The following is a 17,239-nucleotide window of genomic DNA, read 5'->3' as shown; positions in this document are numbered from 1 at the left end:
TTGTGCAACTAAGGGCTTATTTTAATAATTGATCTGCCACAAACGGGTTACTCTGCCGCTCTTCACCAAAGGTGGACATCGGGCCATGCCCTGGCACAAAACTGGTATCGTTCCCCAGTGGCCATAATTTATTGCAGATAGAATCAATCAACGCCTGATAACTGGAGCCGGGAAAGTCCGTGCGGCCAATCGAGCCACGGAACAACACATCGCCAACAAATGCCAGTTTGTCCGCTTCGGACCAGAACACCATATGACCAGGTGTATGACCAGGACAGTGATACACCTTCAGCACGGTATTACCGACGGTCACTTCATCACCATCATCCAGATACCTATCGGATTCAAACGCAATGCTCGGCGGGAAACCAAATTTCTGACTTTGAATAGGCAACTGTTCCAGCCACATTTTATCTGCGATATGGGGGCCGATAATAGGTAACTGTTGTTCGGCGGCGAGTTTTGCTGCACCACCGACATGATCAATATGCCCGTGAGTTAACAGGATTTTTTCCAGTGTTAATCCATGTTCATGAACGGCATCCAATATCCGATCAATATTGCCACCGGGGTCCACGACTGCAGCTTTAAGCGTCTGCTCACACCAAATCAAACTACAATTCTGCTGAAACGGGGTTACGGGAATTATTTGAAATTTCATTTTGCTTGTTACTCTCAGGTTTTATCTATCCTTGATAAACGGCTTTATCATCTAATAGTCACCGCCATCAAAGGTTGATCTAAACCGTAAAAGCTATAAGTAGATTACCAGTTTAACTTTTACCAACAATGATTGCCCGGCTAATTTGGCCTATGCAGGCCACGAGAGCTAAATTCAGTGTACAATCGCCGACAATTTCATCCCTAGGTGAGACTATCAATGCACAACATCGCACAGATAGAAGGCATACATTGCCACAAACACTTTTTCACGCTGCCACTGGATTACTCGCGGCCGCAAGGCCCTACCATCAGTGTGTTTGCACGCGAATTGCGCGGATTACAAACAAACGCCGAATCATTGCCAATCTTATTGTATTTTCAGGGTGGTCCAGGATTCGCCGCACAACGTCCGCTTGCAAATAGTGGCTGGATTAAACGAGCGTTGCAGGAATATCGGGTGTTATTACTGGACCAGCGTGGCACCGGACTGTCATCGCCCGTCAGCTTTCGCTCGTTAGCCGGAATGACTGCCAGCGAACAGGCCCAATATCTTAGCCATTTTCGCGCCGACAATATCGTGCGGGATGCTGAAGCTATACGTCAGCACCTTTGCCCTGATACGCCTTGGAGCGTGTTAGGTCAGAGCTTCGGCGGCTTTTGTATTTTGCGTTACCTGAGCAGCGCTGCTCATGGTTTAAAAGAAGCCTATATTACCGGAGGCATTCCATCGCTATCACGCACTGCTGATGAGGTATACCGGGCGACCTACAGCCGAGTACTCACTAAAAACCGGGACTTTTTCCGGCGTTTCCCTGATGCCCAGCCGTTACTTAACACGCTTGCTGATCATCTGCGGACCCATGAGGAGTATCTGCCGAATGGAGATCTACTCACAGTGGAAATGTTGCAATTGCTGGGCATTAATCTGGGGATGATGCAAGGTGCAGAAGCCGTTTATTATTTGCTAGAACAAGCATTAATCGATGGTCCTGAAGCTAAAATAGTTAATCCACTATTTGCCGACCACTTTACCCAGCTACTGAGCTATCACACCAACCCGTTATATGTCCTACTGCATGAGGCCATTTATTGCCAGCAGTCTTCTTCCAATTGGGCAGCGCATCGCATCCGTGCGGAATATCCTGAATTTTCACCAGATGCCAGCGATTTGTTGCTTACTGGTGAGATGGTATATCCGTGGATGATGCAGCAGATCAGCAATTTACAACCCTTGCAGCCTTGTGCCGAACTATTGGCATCCAAACAAGACTGGCCAATGCTATATGATGCCCGAGCGCTGGCGAGCAATACCGTACCGGTCACCGCAGCCATTTATAGCGAAGATATGTATGTGGAACGGGAGTTCAGTCTGGAAACCGCAGCGAGCGTTGCGCATCTAAAATACTGGCTGACCTCTGAATATGAACATAACGGTATCCGTATGGACGGTGAACATATCCTTGACCGCTTAATCGCACTCAATCGTGGCCATCAATTACGTTAATTTTAACGTTGTTTAATGAGCAACCGGGCTACCGAAGACAATAGCGTAGCCAGCTTGCCGCCGATTTGAGAAATGTGTTTAAGGTCTGCTCATAAGGCAGGCCTTTTTGTTGGGCGTGACTTGTCCTAAATAAGGTAAAAGCTCAATTATCACCCGATTACTGTTGTGGTAATGACTATGCTTAAAAGATGCTAACGGAGGCCGCTGAATATGCCAGAACTACAACAATTACCTGCCGAAATTCTCCTCGGCATCATCAATGAAAAATTGCGTTTGTATTGTAAGAACCAGCAGGAATTACTCTACGATATCGATATTTCGCCACAACAGTTGGAGCAAAAACTTAACCAGCTAGGCTATGAATATGATGTCGTGGCCAACCAATATCGAAAAATGCGCGATAATTAAATCTCTTGGGTGCGGCGCTGCTGATTTGAAGAGACAGATGCCGATGATTTCCGTCCTCGTGTACGCCGCCCAGCGGTCGGCTTCTTGCCTGGATAACGCCTGCCAGTGTTGGTTTTCGCACGTTGATGGGCAACTTTGATCCCACTAAGTGCGCTTGGTAATGACGCCTGTGCGGCCGCGACCAATCCCGCTAGCTGTTCAGTCAGTGGCAGCATAAAATCCTGATATCGCATTTCGCGCCGACTCATCGCTTCCAAACTACTTTCCCACTTAGCCGTCATATCTGGCGTAGTCGCCACTTCTGGCAAACTATGGATCAGCCCGTTGCCCGCAGCTGTTGCCAGGATATTTTTGCCCTGTCGCTGTAAAAAACCACGTTTGAATAGCAGTTCAATAATCCCAGCACGAGTAGCTTCGGTGCCTAAACCATCAGTATCCTTCAACACTTTACGGATCTGCGGATCAGTGACAAATCGGCTAATTCCCGTCATTGCCGCCAACAATGTCGCATCAGTGAAATGCTTTGGTGGCTGAGTCATTTTCTCCAGCAATTGCCCTTCCAAGCAATGTAAGTGTTGCCCTGCTTTTAACGGTGGTAACAGACCCGCTTCACTGTCACTGTCTTCATCGGCGTTTACTTCTCGACGAAACAGCTGCCTCCAGCCTAACTGTTGTTCCTGTTTACTTTTGGCAACAAAGCTCCCACCCGCAATGTCCAGTTTTACTTCGGTTTCCAGATAACGATAATGAGGATAAAACTGCGCCAGATACTGCCGCGCCACTTGTAGATAAACTTGACGTTCACGCACTGACAAGCTTTCAAGTTTGGCCACTTTTGCAGTCGGAATAATGGCGTGGTGCGCATCAACTTTACTGTCATCCCAAGCTTTGGACTTTAATTGGGCGTCCGGAGCATCGCACCCATGGAGTAACTCCGCTGCACCATGGTGAATTGCGGTTAACACATTGGCAGCATCGTAAAATTGTGCGCTCGGCAGGTGGCGACTATCAGATCTGGGATAGGTCAACAGCTTATGTCGCTCATACAACGACTGCGCCGTATCCAGCACCTCTTTAGCACTCATCCCAAAGCGCTTATTGCAATCTATCTGCAGTGCCGACAAACTGTAAGGCAACGGCGGAGCCTGCCGTTTGGGCTTTTCATCCACCGCAATAACCGTGGCTGGCTGACCATGAATACGGCGGATAACATTCTCCGCTAACCCCTTAGCTAAGACTCGTCCATCGCCATCCATCCACGGCTGGCAGGCCTCACTTGGCTGCCAATGTGCGCAAAACCCAGCGCCATCATCACATTGCAGATGCGCCAATACACCATAAAACGGCTTTGGCTCAAACGCAGCAATCTCTTCATCGCGACGCACAACTAGTCCCAATAGTGGTGTCTGTACCCGCCCGACCGATAACACCCCTTGATAGCCTACCTTGCGACCTTGAAGCGTATAAGCGCGAGACAGATTCATGCCATACAACCAATCTGCACGACTACGAGCCAGCGCCGATGTTGATATTGGGACAAACTCGTGGTTAGCGCGCATCTGCTGCAGCGCCCGATTGACCGCCTGCGGGTTGAGATCATTAATCAACAACCGCTTAGCCAGCTGCTGCTTTTCATGACTGGTGCCCAGGTATGACAGCACTTCATCCACCAGCAACTGTCCTTCCCGATCCGGGTCGCCAGCATGCACCAACGTATCCGCCTGCTTTATCAATTTTTTGAGGATACTTAATTGCGTGCGACTGCCTTTTTTCGGCAATAATTGCCATTGCTCCGGCACTATCGGCAGATGTTCCAATTTCCAGGATTTATATTGCGGATCGTAGGCTTCTGGCGTTGCCTGCTCCAGCAGATGACCAATACACCAGGAAACACAATCCCCGTTGGCGGCTTCAATATAGCCATCATGTTTACGTTGCGGTTTGGGTAATGCGTCGGCAATTGCACGTCCCAAACTGGGTTTTTCCGCAATATAGAGGATCATTATCGTGTATTTACTGTATATAATTACAGTAAATTTAACCTACTTTTCGTACGACTGCAAAACGGTTTTGTGAGCCTCACAAAAAGCGCCCGCGAATGCGGGCGTCAATGATTGGTATATTCTGATCTAATTGAAGAACTTCTGACCTTCAGCCGCCATCGTTTTTAACCGTTCACAAGGCGCAAACCGTTCACCGAATCGGTACTGGTACTCTTGCAGGATTTCCACCAGTTTAGCCGCGCCCATGGTATCGATGTAATGAAATGGTCCGCCAAGAAACGGTGGGAAACCGATGCCAAAGATAGCACCAATATCACCATCTCTGGCACTGCTGATAATTCCTTCTTCAAGACAACGCACCGCCTCATTGAGCATCTGTACCACACAGCGCTCGGCCAGGCGGCTGTTCTCCGATGCTACTCCAGGGGTAATCCCCAAGACTTTATAAACCGAGGCATCTACTTGCTTCTTCTTGGATTTTCGTTTGCCATACACGTAGAAACCTTTGCTGTTTTTACGGCCCTTGCGATCATCGGCCAACAGTTTGGCAAAGGCGGCAGGCGCCCGGAACCGCTCACCTAATTCTTTTTCAAGGATCGGGCCGATTTTAGCACCAACATCAATCCCGACTTCATCCAGTAAGGTCATTGGGCCTACCGGGAAACCGAATTTGACCAGGGCACTGTCGAGAGTCTCAACGCTCAGCCCTCCCAGTAGCAACTGCGCCGCCTCATTCATGTACAACGCCAGAATGCGGTTGACATAGAAACCGGCACCGTCTTTTACCACAATGGGGGTTTTACCCTGTTTGCGCGCAAACGCTACTGTGGTTGCAATGGTTTCTGGCGCGGTCTTGTCATGAGCAATCACCTCTACCAACGGCATCTTTTCGACGGGCGAAAAGTAATGCAAACCGATCACATTTTCCGGACGGCTGGCAACCGCGGCGATCTGTGCAATCGGCAAGGATGAGGTATTAGATGCAAATACGGTATTTTCACGACATTCACGTTCTATATCCTGCACCATCTGATGCTTAAGTGTCAGATCTTCAAACACCGCTTCCACCACAATATCAGCATCGTGCACACCGTTGTAGACAGTTGTGGTACTCATCAGCGCCATCTGCTTATCGCGCTGAGCTGCGCTTATATAGCGCCGTTTTACGCCGTTATTCAGTAGTTTATAGGCATAAGACAAGGCATTTGACAGCCCTTTTTCACTGATGTCTTTGACTCGTACTGGCAGCTTGGCTTTGCTGATAGTGACTGATGCGATGCCGCCGCCCATCAGCCCGCCACCGAGGACCACTGCTTTCTTCAGTGGGCGCGGCTGAGCACCTGCGGCACCGGTTTCCTTTTTCATCTGCGTAGTGGCGAAAAAGATTGAACGTAACGCCGCCGATTCCGGAGTCATCACCAGTTCACCGAAATAACGTGACTCTGTCGCCAATCCTGCGGCCATGCCCTCATCAGCCCCAATGCGCACACAATCAATGATTTTTGCGGGTGCCGGATAGTTGCCCTGTGTTTTACGTTCAACCTGCTTCAATGCTTGATCAAAGATGATATTGCGACCGAAGTGTGAATGTTCCAGCAACAACTCCATGATACCAGGTTGACGTTTGCGACGTTTTTTACCGCTTTTGAGCAGTTCAATGGCGGCGTCCAATAAAATGGTTTGCGGCACCATGTCATCAACCAAGCCCAGCTTCAATGCTTGTTTTGGCCGCAGTTGTTTACCGGTCAACATCATATCCAGTGCCTTGGCAATACCAATCAACCTTGGCAACCGTTGAGTGCCGCCACTACCCGGTAATAATCCCAGTTGAACTTCGGGCAGACCGAGCACGGTTTTACTATCGTCAGTACAGACGCGTTTATCACAAGCCAGCGCCAACTCCAGACCGCCGCCTAGGCATGCACCATGTATCGCGGCGACGACAGGGATCTCCAGTTTTTCCAATTCACCGAAAACCTTGTGGCCGGCGATCGACAAGTCGCTGGCTTTCTGGCTGGTATCGCAGGCATCCAACATAGCGATATCGGCACCCGCCACAAATGAATCCTTTTTTCCAGAAATAATCACCAGCCCTTTAATACTGCTGTCGCCACGCACCTGTGCCAATAGATCGGTCATCTCGGGCACAAATTCCGCTTTCAGGGTGTTCATGGTTTCGCCAGGCACATCCATGGTTAACAGAGCGATACCATCATCCCGACGAGTTAAGGTGAAAGTTTTTACAGTCGATTCCATGGCATTTACTCCACTTCCAGGATCATGGCAGCACCCAAGCCGCCTGCGGCACAGGCAGTCGTTAACGCTGTACCACCACCGCGACGTTTAAGTTCATTGCAAACCTGAGTGATCAGGCGCGTACCGGTTGCGGCAAAAGGATGACCATAGGCCAATGAGCCACCGAGTACATTAAATTTGTCCATATCGATTTCACCGATAGCACGGCTCTGCCCTAATTTTTCTTCGGCAAACCTCTTCGAGGCAAACATCTGAATATTGGCCAGAGTCTGTGCCGCAAACGCTTCGTGCATTTCAATCAAATCCAGATCTTCCAGCTGCATACCCGCACGAGCTAACGCTAATGGCGTGGCATAAGACGGTCCCATCAACATGTCTTGCCATACATCAGTGGCACTAAACGCGTAACTTTTAATATAACCGATAGGCTGATAGCCCATGGCTTTCGCTTTACCTTCACTCATCATTAACACCGCAGATGCGCCATCTGTCAGTGGGGTGCTGGTTGCGGCGGTCACCGTACCATGTTTACGATCGAACACCGGTTTGAGCTTGGCGTATGACGCCAGTGTCGAGTTATCACGAATATTGTTATCACGTTCGATAAAGCTACTGTACGGCGGGACATGTGCCACCATCACTTCATCTCTCAGTTTTCCCTCACCCCAGCTTTTACTTGCCAAAGTATGGGAGCGATGAGCCAGCGCATCCTGATCGGCACGACTGATATGGTAGCTTTTGGCCATTTGCTCTGCGGTTTGCCCCATAGACAAGCCAGTGGAATATTCCGCGACAGCTGGCGGTACCGGCAACAAATCTTTGGGGCGAATACGACTGAGCACCTGCCATTTTTGTTTGAGGCTGCGCGCCTTTCCTAAATCGACTAATGCAATTGCCAATTTTTTGGAGACACCAATCGGCAGTAATGAGGAAGAATCTGCGCCCCCCGCAATGCCGATGTCGATGTTACCGGTCATGATAGCTTCAGCAACGTTGACCGTACTCTGAAAACTGGTGGCACAGGCACGGGTCACACTATAAGCATCAGTGGTTACCTGCATGCCGGTACCGAGCACGATTTCACGGGCAATATTAGGGGCGGCAGGCATCTGCACCACTTGACCATAGACCAATTGCTGCACTAACACTGGGTCTAACTCTGTGCGTTGTAGTAACTCTGCAACAACCATTTTGCCAAGATCTACTGCGGGCAACCCATGAAAAGCGGTGGCCTGACGGGCAAATGGTGTCCGCAAACCCGCCACAATAGCAATGCGTTCGCCTCGGGCATTGGTTACCTGCTGTCTGTCACTCATTTGTTATCCTCGTTCTCGTTTGATCCATCACCGGAAACTGAATTTTCAGATCAGACAGCGTTCAACAGGTCTGACCATTAAAATGTGATCCGATTCTAACTTCTTCCAGCCAAGTTTTAAACACTTGTTTAGATTATCACACGGATAAATTATCAGCAGCTATTCTACTTCGGGGATATTTAGCGATATTGGGTGGTCTACAACCGTAGATCGCCTAAGCTATAGACATGACTGCAAGTACAACAATCTAAATAAAAATTAACTGTTAATTCATAGTATTTTGTACTTCAATCGGTCTGCAATATTCCGCACAATGACAGGAAAACCCTGCAGTTGACACTGCACGAGCTGGAAAAGAGAAGCCCTATGCCGTTAAGTCGTTTTCACGCATTAAGAACATATCTTGACCATGTGATAGTTGGTCAGCCATCGTTAACTGAAAATCTACTGATTGCCATGATTGCCGATGGCCACTTATTGGTCGAGGGGCCTCCAGGGCTGGCAAAAACCCGCGCAGTGAAAGCGCTGTGTGATGGGATCCAGGGAGATTTTCACCGGATCCAATTTACGCCAGATCTGTTGCCTGCTGACCTTACCGGCACCGATATCTACCGCGCGCAGACCGGTACCTTTGAATTCGAAGCCGGACCGATTTTCCACAATTTGATCCTGGCGGATGAAATTAACCGCGCTCCGGCCAAAGTGCAGTCAGCATTGTTGGAAGCGATGGCGGAAGGACAAGTTACGGTCGGCAAGCATTCCTATAAGCTGCCACAGTTGTTTCTGGTGATGGCGACGCAAAACCCTTTAGAAAACGAAGGCACTTATCCATTACCGGAAGCGCAGTTAGACCGCTTCCTGATGCACCTGAATCTGGATTACCCCAGTGCAGAAACTGAGCTGGAGATTTTGCGGCTGTCGCGTAATGAAGCCAAAACGCGCACGATGGAAAAAATGACGCCCATTTCACAGGACGATATTTTCAGTGCGCGTGTGCAGGCACTGGAGATTTATCTGGCCGAGCCACTGGAGCGTTATATCGTTGATCTGGTAATGGCGACCCGGCAGCCAGCACGATACAGCGCAGAGTTAGCCAAATGGTTAGAATATGGTGTCAGTCCCCGTGCCACTCAATCCATTGAGCGCTGCGCCCGCGCCCGCGCCTGGTTACACGAACGAGACTTTGTCTCGCCAGAAGACATTCAGGCCGTGCTGCCAAATGTGCTGCGTCATCGGTTACTGCTGAGTTATCAGGCGCAAGCAGAAGGCATCAGCCGGGATGAAGTGATCAACCATATTCTCAGTCAGGTAGCTGTGCCCTAATGATGCAAACGCCACCGAACACTTTGCCGCTCTTCGCTGATGGCGTGCATCTGAGCGAGGCGGAACTGCTAGCCTGCCGCAATCTCGCCAGAGCAATACCGGATCGAAGCGTTCGCGCACGAGCCGCTATGGCAGGCAATCGCAGCAGTCTGATAAAGGGCCGTGGGATGGAGTTTGCGGAAGTTCGTCACTACCAGCACGGTGATGATGTCCGCACTATCGACTGGCGAGTGACGGCAAGAACCGGCAAAGCGCACACTAAACTATTTGTTGAGGAGCGTGAACGGCCGGTACTGCTGTTGGTTGACCTGAAACACAGTCTCTATTTTGGTTCGACTTTGCTGTTACAGTCAGTACAGGTAGCTCATTTAGCCGCAACGCTGGGATGGAATGCCATTCAGCAGGGCGACCGCCTCGGGGCACTGATTGTCGGCGATAATAAGCGTCGGGAGTTAAAACCCCGGACCCGTGAACATGGAATTCTGGCATTAATTTCTGCGATGACAGAAGTACATAAACACCAACTGGAACACCTTGAAACACCCGTGTCGGCGAGTCAGGGATTGATGGCGCAGAGCTGTCGACAGTTGGTGCGACTGACCAAACCCGGTTCACAGGTATGGTTGATCACTGATGGCAATGGTTTTGATGATGACTGTCGTCAATCACTGTCAGCGCTGACCCGTCATAACGAAGTCGCCGCATTTGTGGTGACGGATCCTTTGCGTAACGGCACACTGCAATTACCGAAACGGTTTTCACTGCCGGTACGGGATCAGGGAAAGTCGCTGGTACTGGACCGCCACAGTTATGATGCCTGGTTAGAACGGCAACGACACAGCCTGTGGCACTTTGAAAAGATGATGCAATCTCTGAGTATCCCGGTGCGATTGATAGATGCCGGGCAAAATCTCAATCAACAAATGAATTTGTTAAGATGACGCCAACGTCCACTACTGCCAATCCGGCACTCAATGCCCTGAAAGATATCCGGCTGCCAGCTGAGGTTGGCTTTTGGCCACCCGCACCGGGAATTTTGGCACTGCTGATACTGTCACTGATGTTAATCATCGCGCTGATCGTATGGCTTTACCTGCGCCACAAACGCCACCTGCGCCAACAGGCGCCGGCCAAAGCTGCGTTACAACTGCTTTCGCAGTTAGATGCCAATGATCCCCAACTGATGCTGCAACTGAGCAGCTTACTTAAGCGCTGTGCGATCAGTTATGGCGGCAGAGAACAGGTGGCCAGCCTAACAGGTGAAGACTGGTATCAATACCTAGACCAAGCGCTGCCAATTAAAATGCACGGAAAATTCAGCCGCCTTTTGAAAAGTCGTTATCAACCTCATAGCGACACTGACACTACCCGCGAGCTGCTGACGCTTTGTCAGCAATGGTTACAATGCGCGCCGAGTTATTATCGCAAAGCTAGCAAGGGGGCGAAATCATGTTAACTCTTGCCTGGCCCTGGCTGCTGATACTGTTGCCACTGCCACTTATTATCCGGTTTCAACCTTTGACTACTGCTGGTGGTCAATTACAGATGCCGGGTATCCAGCAATATGATGTCACCGAAGCCAGTAATAAAACCAAACGCCACTGGGTACTATGGTTGTTATGGTTGCTGCTAATCCTGGCCTTAGCCAGACCTCAATGGTTAGGAGATCCTATAGAGCTCCCGACACAAGGGCGCGATTTGATGGTAGCTGTGGATCTTTCTGGCAGTATGCAGATTGAAGATATGGTGCTCAATGGTAAAACCGTCGACCGCTTCAGTGTTATCCAAAAAGTGGTCAGTGACTTTATCGACCGCCGTGCTGGCGATCGTATCGGTCTCATTCTGTTTGCGGATGCGGCGTATTTGCAAGCGCCGCTGACATTGGACCGACGCTCTGTAGCCCAATATTTGAAAGAAGCACAAATCGGCCTGGTAGGAAAACAGACTGCCATCGGTGATGCTATCGCCCTGGCGGTGAAGCGGTTTAGCCAACTGGATAAGAGTAACCGAGTATTGGTATTGCTAACGGATGGCTCCAACAATGCTGGCAGCATTGATCCAGATGAAGCCGCCGCAATCGCGGCCAAGAGTGGCGTCACCATCTATACCATCGGGGTCGGAGCTGATGTTATGGAACAACGCACGTTGTTTGGCGTGCAACGCGTTAATCCGTCTGCCGACCTTGATGAAGATCAACTGAAACGGATTGCCGACGTGACTCATGGTAAGTATTTCCGCGCGCGCAATCCCAAAGAGCTGGAGCAAATCTACCACGATATTGATCAGTTGCAGCCTGTCAGTCGGAACCCGCAGACCTACCGTCCCCAATCGGAACTATTTTATTGGCCATTAGGACTGGCAGTACTGTTCAGTCTGTTATTCAGCATTAGTAGCGTTCTGTCCTCACGTTCAGTCGTATCCGGGAGGTCATCATGAGTCTGCATTTCATCCGGCCGGAATGGTTTATCACCCTGCTGCCACTAGCCTTGGGTTTATGGCTAAAACTGAAATACAGCGGCAGTCACTCTCAATGGAACAAATATATTGCGCCTCATCTCGCTGGCGTTTTAGTCAGCCACGCCCAGCAGCAACGTCGGCAATGGCTACCACTGCTGGTCTTAAGCTGGTGTATCGCCATACTGGCGCTCAGCGGACCAGCACTGTATAAAAAATCATTACCGGTATTTGCCTCGACCCAAGGCCGTGTAGTGCTGATGGATATGTCACTATCGATGTATGCCACCGATCTGTCACCAAACCGGCTGACGCAGGCACGTTTTCGAGTCACGGACCTGCTTAAAGGACTCAAAGAGGGCGAAACGGGTTTGGTGGCCTATGCCGGTGATGCGTTTGTGATCAGCCCCCTCACCCGCGACAGCAACACCTTACTGAATCTGTTACCGACACTCAGCCCCGATATCATGCCAGTGAGAGGCTCAAACCTGCCAGCCGCACTGACAAAAGCCAAAGAGTTACTCAAACAAGGTGGCCATATTAAAGGCGACATTATTTTAGTCACCGATGGTGTAGCAACTGACCAACTCAACGAAGCCAAAGCGGTACTGCAAGATAGCCAATATCGCTTGGTGATACTGGCGCTGGGATCCGCCCAAGGTGCACCAGTCCGTTTAAGTGATGGTCAGTTAATGCGGGATAGCAGCAATCAAGTAGTCGTGCCAACAACCAATTATGCCCAGCTAAACGAACTTGCCCAAAGTAGCCACGGCATGCTGATCCCATTTGCAAACGACGGCAGCGATCTTACTAAGTTACGCCAATGGCTGTCGAAAGACGAAAACGATGATGCCAAAGCGACCAACGTTGCCGGAGATGTGTGGATTGATTTGGGGCCATATTTATCGCTGTTGCTACTCATCCCTTTACTAGCCGCATTCCGCTATGGTTTGCCCATGTGGCTGGTGGCACTGCCGCTCACTGGGCTGCTATTACCACCGCAGGCCCATGCCAGCAGTTGGGACAATCTTTGGCAAACAGCTGACCAACAAGGAATGCAGGCATTTAAACAACAGGATTTCAAAACCGCGGCAGGCAAATTTGCCAATCCGGCTTGGCAAGGCAGTGCTCTTTATCGTGCTGGCGATTATCAAGCCGCACTCCATGCATTTGAGAAGGATAACAGCGCAGATGGTTATTACAACCAGGGTAATGCTTTGATGCAGTTGGGTAATTATGAAGAAGCGATCAAGCGTTATGACCAAGCATTGAAACAGCAAACGCAGTTTGATGATGCGGAAGCCAATAAAGCGCTGGCACAGCAGCTGTTAAAACAAAAGCAGGACAAGCAGGACAAGCAGGACAAGCAGGACAAGCAGGACAAGCAGGACAAGCAGGACAAGCAGGACAAGCAGGATCAGAATAAGTCTGGTCAGCAGCAAAACCAACAGTCAAATCCCCCTGAGGACCAAAAACCACAAGACAAGCAAAAAAATAGTGGTGACGATAACCAAGGCAGCGATAAACCGCAGTCAGGCGATAAACAGCAAAGCGCTAGTGAACAACAGCAAGGACAGAATAAGTCGTCACAAGCTCAGGATCCGGCGGATCAGCAAAGCAATTCTCGTGAGCAATCGGCTAAGTCACAGCCCGCTGCTGATAAAAATGAGCAACAAAAGCAGGCTGACGATAAACAGTCGCCGCCACAAGCTCAGCAAGGACAATCTTCATCGGGAGAGGATAAGCAGCAACCGTCGCCACAGATGCAAGCCGATGCCAGCCAGGGAAATAACGCCGACCAGGACGATAAACAGCAAGCTCAGGCAAGCACTGCCAAGCCAGCCGAAAACAACTCGCCGAAGCAGTCCCAAAATGGCACGGTGGCAGCATCATCCCTGGACGATAAAGATAAACTGCCAGCTGATATGCAGCGGGCATTAAAAGCAGTTGTCGATGATCCAGAAGCACTGCTGCGTAATAAGATGCAACTCGAATATCAAAAACGCCGCCAACGCGGTGAGACACCCAAGGAACAACAACAGTGGTAAAACTACGCATTTCTTTTTGGCTGCTGCTGGCGGTGCTATTGCCGCTGAAAGCTATGGCACTGACAGAACTGCAGGCGTCAGTCGACAAAAACCCGGTGACCCAAGGGGAATATATCGCATTAACGGTCACCGCTGATGATGATCTGGAAAGTCAGGCGTTAGATACGTCCGCGTTGCTCAAGAACTTTATCGTCGGTCGCACCAGCGTGGGTCGCAGCACGCAAATCATCAATTTTGACACCCGCAAGGAAACACGCTGGCAAATCCTGATTTCGCCCAAGCAGCTAGGACAAGTGACCATCCCAGCGTTTGAAATCAACGACGTTAAATCCAACCCTATTGCATTGCAGGTAGTTGATTCGGCCAGTCAGCCACAACAGATGCAAAACCTGTTTCTGCGCACCAGTGTCTCCAGTGACGAAGCCTATGTGGGACAATTAATCACTTACAAAGTGAAGTTGTATCTGGCAGTGGATCTGCAACGTGGAGTGTTATCCGCCCCTAATCTCGACGGTGCTCAAGTGAAGCAAGTCGGCGATGACAAAGACAGTACCGATATTGTTAATGGCAGACGTTATCGAGTCATCGAACGCACCTACAGTATCGTTGCCGATAATCCTGGCAAATTGATGATTAGCGGCGTGAATTTCTCAGGCGATGTTCTGGTGAATGGTGCTGGTGGCGGTATGTTTTCATTTCAGGAAAGTCGGCCGGTGCAGGCACAGGGAGACAGCACGGTTGTCACCATCAAACCGGTGCCGCAAAGTTATGTCGGTGACTGGTTGGTTGCTGATGTTGTCGCCCTGCAGGAAGACTGGAAAGACGGGCAAACTTATGAAGCCGGACAGCCAATTACGCGCAACATCAGTTTATATGCTTCCAATGCCGATGAAACCAGCCTGCCGGATTTGAATATTCCGTTACCACCGGGCATGCGCAGCTATCCCGATAAAGCCGTTAAGAAGACTATCGCCCGCGATGGTCAAACAGTGGCAAAGCTGACGCAAACTGTGGCGATCGTCCCGAGCAAAGCCGGTGACTTTACCCTACCGGAAGTGAAAGTGGCCTGGTGGAATCCGCATCTTAATAAAGAAGAGTACGCCACGCTGCCCGCACGACAGATTAAGGTAAAGCCTGCCAGCAATACCCCGGCCCCCGATCTCACAATGCCGACACCGACTACCACGACAAGTGCAGGATACTGGCCTGCCGCCACCGCCATATTGGCCGTGCTGTGGTTGGTGACACTGGGATTGTGGTTAAGCGCCCGTCGTAAAGCGCCGATTAAGGTTGTAGACCGGATAATGGCGACTGCCACGACACCCACTGCGCCGGCAAATTTGCAAAGTGCCATCGACAAAGATGATGCAGCAGAGGTCCTCAATGCGTTGTTGCATGAAGTCTCAAGCATTAAAGGGCAAAATATTAGCCTGGGACAGCTGACACAGCTCTCTGCACCACTCGCGGCAATTGCCAGCAAAATCCAGGCCGCACATTATAGTCGCACGCCTAAGGAAACCGCTCCGCTGTATCAGGAATTACAAGGGGCGCTCGCGCAATTTCGCAGTGACGAATTGCAGAAAAAACAGCAAAAATCGCCACTGTCATCACTTAATCCTTAATGGATGTCTCAACCATCGGGAGCCTCATGGCTCCTTTTTTTTAAAAAAAACAAATCTAAATCATTGGGTTGTCGTTTTGTGAAAATTAACTGAAACAACAATATTGTGAGCAATTTCAAATATCTGCTACGATTGGCCGTCAAACAATAACATCCGAATAACAAGCAGTTAAATCTAATGCAAATTGAAACACCTATCGCAGTCACGTTTGTCGCTTATCTCGTCGCAATGTTGGCAATTGGATACTGGGCCTACCGCGCCACAGATTCTCTTGATGATTACATCCTTGGTGGCCGCAAAATGGGGCCGGCAGTCACGGCACTCAGTGTTGGTGCCTCTGATATGTCCGGCTGGCTGTTACTCGGCCTCCCCGGGGCGGTTTACCTCGGCGGCATGGGCGAAGCCTGGATTGGTATTGGGTTGTTGTTTGGCGCTTGGTTAAACTGGTTATTTGTGGCCAAACGCCTACGGGTCTACACCCAGATGGCTGACAATGCACTCACTTTGCCAGACTTTTTTGAAAAACGCTTTGCTGACAAATCTGGCATCTTGAAACTCGTCTCCGCACTTACCATTTTGGTGTTTTTCACTTTTTACGCCTCCTCTGGCATGGTAGGCGGCGCCATTTTGTTCGAAAAAGTGTTTGGAATGGATTACACGGTGGCATTGGTTGTCGGCTCAGTGGTGATTGTGGCGTATACCTTTGTTGGTGGCTTTTTTGCGGTGAGCTGGACCGATTTTTTTCAGGGTTGCCTGATGTTGCTGGCACTGTTAATCGTTCCGGTCAGTATGTTCACTCATCCCGAAAGCCATAAAAGTTTGGGGTCATTGGATCCCGCCCTATTATCGCTGTTTAATGACAAACTGACGCTGATCAGCTTACTGTCAGCGTTAGCCTGGGGCTTAGGTTATTTCGGTCAACCGCATATATTGTGTCGGTTTATGGCGATTCGCAGTACACAAGATTTACCAGTCTCTCGCCGCATTGCCATGAGTTGGATGTTACTGTCACTGCTGGGTGCCTTGGCAACAGGCATCGCTGGGATGTTGTATTTTGCCGACAAACCGCTGGATAACCCCGAGACAGTCTTTATTCACCTGACACAAATTGCGTTCAATCCCTGGATTGGCGGCATTCTTATTGCGGCAATTTTATCAGCCATCATGTCGACCATCGATTCTCAGCTGCTGGTGTGCTCCAGCGTGGTGACTGAAGATTTCTACCGTCGCTGGCTGCGACCTAACGCCTCTAACGGTGAGTTGATGCTGGTGGGCCGCTTAGCCGTGCTAATTATCGCAGTATTAGCCGGGGTCATTGCGCTGAATCCCAAAAGTAGCGTACTGGGTTTAGTGAGTTATGCCTGGGCCGGCTTTGGTGCGGCATTTGGTCCCGTCGTTTTGCTATCGCTGTTCTGGCATGGCTATAGTCGTCAAGGTGCCATTGCCAGCATTGTGGTGGGTGCGGTCACCGTGGTGCTGTGGAAACTGGCCCAAGGCGGGATCTTTTCCTTGTATGAATTGTTGCCAGGCTTTGTGTTTGCCACACTGGCGGGGATTGTTGTGAGTTTGCTGTTTCCTCCACCAGCCGATACCGTACAGCAGTACCGAACTGTTAAACAGTCATTGTGAGCACGAGCCCAAA

General features: G+C 50.1%; 13 protein-coding genes. 9 read left to right on the top strand and 4 right to left on the bottom strand.

Features of this window, described 5'->3' with window-relative positions; genetic code table 11:
* Window positions 1-16: 16 nt before the first annotated feature.
* Window positions 17-661 (bottom strand): MBL fold metallo-hydrolase, encoded by a 645-nt coding sequence (locus PY479_RS04910; protein WP_275483060.1) that lies wholly within the window; start codon window positions 659-661, stop codon window positions 17-19.
* A gap of 219 nt (window positions 662-880) precedes the next feature.
* Between PY479_RS04910 and PY479_RS04905 the strand changes: the two genes are divergently transcribed.
* Together PY479_RS04905 and PY479_RS04900 are read left to right on the top strand one after the other, a co-directional pair.
* Window positions 881-2,167 carry an alpha/beta fold hydrolase gene (locus PY479_RS04905; protein ID WP_275483059.1) on the top strand — a complete coding sequence of 429 codons (1,287 nt, stop codon included), beginning with the start codon at window positions 881-883 and terminating at the stop codon, window positions 2,165-2,167.
* Window positions 2,168-2,377: 210 nt separating this feature from the next.
* Window positions 2,378-2,575: a DUF4250 domain-containing protein gene (locus tag PY479_RS04900; protein ID WP_212593692.1), complete on the top strand. Its 198-nt coding sequence runs from the start codon at window positions 2,378-2,380 to the stop codon at window positions 2,573-2,575.
* Here PY479_RS04900 and PY479_RS04895 read toward each other — a convergent pair.
* The 3 genes from PY479_RS04895 to fadI all read right to left on the bottom strand — a co-directional run bounded on the left by PY479_RS04895 (window position 2,572) and on the right by fadI (window position 8,150).
* Complete coding sequence (locus tag PY479_RS04895; protein WP_212593693.1) at window positions 2,572-4,578, bottom strand: DNA topoisomerase III; 2,007 nt, start codon at window positions 4,576-4,578, stop codon at window positions 2,572-2,574. The two genes, PY479_RS04900 and PY479_RS04895, sit on opposite strands and share 4 nt — an antisense overlap.
* A gap of 126 nt (window positions 4,579-4,704) precedes the next feature.
* Entirely contained in the window at window positions 4,705-6,834 is a 2,130-nt protein-coding gene (gene fadJ, locus PY479_RS04890) for a fatty acid oxidation complex subunit alpha FadJ (protein ID WP_275483058.1), read from the bottom strand.
* Window positions 6,835-6,839: 5 nt separating this feature from the next.
* A complete protein-coding gene (fadI, locus tag PY479_RS04885; protein ID WP_275483057.1) occupies window positions 6,840-8,150 on the bottom strand; it encodes an acetyl-CoA C-acyltransferase FadI in 1,311 nt (436 codons plus the stop codon).
* Window positions 8,151-8,516: 366 nt separating this feature from the next.
* On the opposite strand from fadI, the gene PY479_RS04880 reads away from it, so the two are divergent.
* From PY479_RS04880 to putP, 7 genes are all read left to right on the top strand, one after another.
* Window positions 8,517-9,473, top strand: coding sequence for a MoxR family ATPase (locus PY479_RS04880; RefSeq protein WP_212593696.1), 957 nt, complete (start codon window positions 8,517-8,519; stop codon window positions 9,471-9,473).
* 2 nt (window positions 9,474-9,475) lie between these two features.
* A complete protein-coding gene (locus PY479_RS04875; protein WP_275483131.1) occupies window positions 9,476-10,414 on the top strand; it encodes a DUF58 domain-containing protein in 939 nt (312 codons plus the stop codon).
* Window positions 10,411-10,929, top strand: coding sequence for a DUF4381 domain-containing protein (locus PY479_RS04870; protein ID WP_275483056.1), 519 nt, complete (start codon window positions 10,411-10,413; stop codon window positions 10,927-10,929). Before PY479_RS04875 ends, PY479_RS04870 begins: the two co-directional genes overlap by 4 nt.
* Window positions 10,923-11,909 carry a VWA domain-containing protein gene (locus PY479_RS04865; protein ID WP_212593698.1) on the top strand — a complete coding sequence of 329 codons (987 nt, stop codon included), beginning with the start codon at window positions 10,923-10,925 and terminating at the stop codon, window positions 11,907-11,909. The genes PY479_RS04870 and PY479_RS04865 overlap by 7 nt, the downstream gene beginning before the upstream one ends.
* A complete protein-coding gene (locus PY479_RS04860) occupies window positions 11,906-13,975 on the top strand; it encodes a VWA domain-containing protein (RefSeq protein WP_275483055.1) in 2,070 nt (689 codons plus the stop codon). The genes PY479_RS04865 and PY479_RS04860 overlap by 4 nt, the downstream gene beginning before the upstream one ends.
* Complete coding sequence (locus tag PY479_RS04855; protein WP_275483054.1) at window positions 13,969-15,597, top strand: BatD family protein; 1,629 nt, start codon at window positions 13,969-13,971, stop codon at window positions 15,595-15,597. The genes PY479_RS04860 and PY479_RS04855 overlap by 7 nt, the downstream gene beginning before the upstream one ends.
* Window positions 15,598-15,774: 177 nt before the next feature.
* Window positions 15,775-17,226, top strand: a complete 1,452-nt coding sequence (gene putP, locus PY479_RS04850) for a sodium/proline symporter PutP (RefSeq protein WP_275483053.1) — start codon at window positions 15,775-15,777, stop codon at window positions 17,224-17,226.
* Window positions 17,227-17,239: the final 13 nt, after the last annotated feature.

Source organism: Shewanella sp. A32 (assembly GCF_029167175.1).
In the GTDB taxonomy this organism is placed as follows: domain Bacteria; phylum Pseudomonadota; class Gammaproteobacteria; order Enterobacterales; family Shewanellaceae; genus Shewanella; species Shewanella yunxiaonensis.
The sequence above is the reverse complement of the archived record's forward strand: the minus strand, read 5'-3'. Positions and strand labels throughout refer to the sequence as shown.

Coding starts and splice junctions, on each gene's coding strand:
- PY479_RS04910 (WP_275483060.1), bottom strand. CDS start 661: ATGAAATTTCAAATAATTCCCGTAACCCCGTTTCAGCAGAATTGTAGT.
- PY479_RS04905 (WP_275483059.1), top strand. CDS start 881: ATGCACAACATCGCACAGATAGAAGGCATACATTGCCACAAACACTTT.
- PY479_RS04900 (WP_212593692.1), top strand. CDS start 2,378: ATGCCAGAACTACAACAATTACCTGCCGAAATTCTCCTCGGCATCATC.
- PY479_RS04895 (WP_212593693.1), bottom strand. CDS start 4,578: ATGATCCTCTATATTGCGGAAAAACCCAGTTTGGGACGTGCAATTGCC.
- fadJ (WP_275483058.1), bottom strand. CDS start 6,834: ATGGAATCGACTGTAAAAACTTTCACCTTAACTCGTCGGGATGATGGT.
- fadI (WP_275483057.1), bottom strand. CDS start 8,150: ATGAGTGACAGACAGCAGGTAACCAATGCCCGAGGCGAACGCATTGCT.
- PY479_RS04880 (WP_212593696.1), top strand. CDS start 8,517: ATGCCGTTAAGTCGTTTTCACGCATTAAGAACATATCTTGACCATGTG.
- PY479_RS04875 (WP_275483131.1), top strand. CDS start 9,476: ATGCAAACGCCACCGAACACTTTGCCGCTCTTCGCTGATGGCGTGCAT.
- PY479_RS04870 (WP_275483056.1), top strand. CDS start 10,411: ATGACGCCAACGTCCACTACTGCCAATCCGGCACTCAATGCCCTGAAA.
- PY479_RS04865 (WP_212593698.1), top strand. CDS start 10,923: ATGTTAACTCTTGCCTGGCCCTGGCTGCTGATACTGTTGCCACTGCCA.
- PY479_RS04860 (WP_275483055.1), top strand. CDS start 11,906: ATGAGTCTGCATTTCATCCGGCCGGAATGGTTTATCACCCTGCTGCCA.
- putP (WP_275483053.1), top strand. CDS start 15,775: ATGCAAATTGAAACACCTATCGCAGTCACGTTTGTCGCTTATCTCGTC.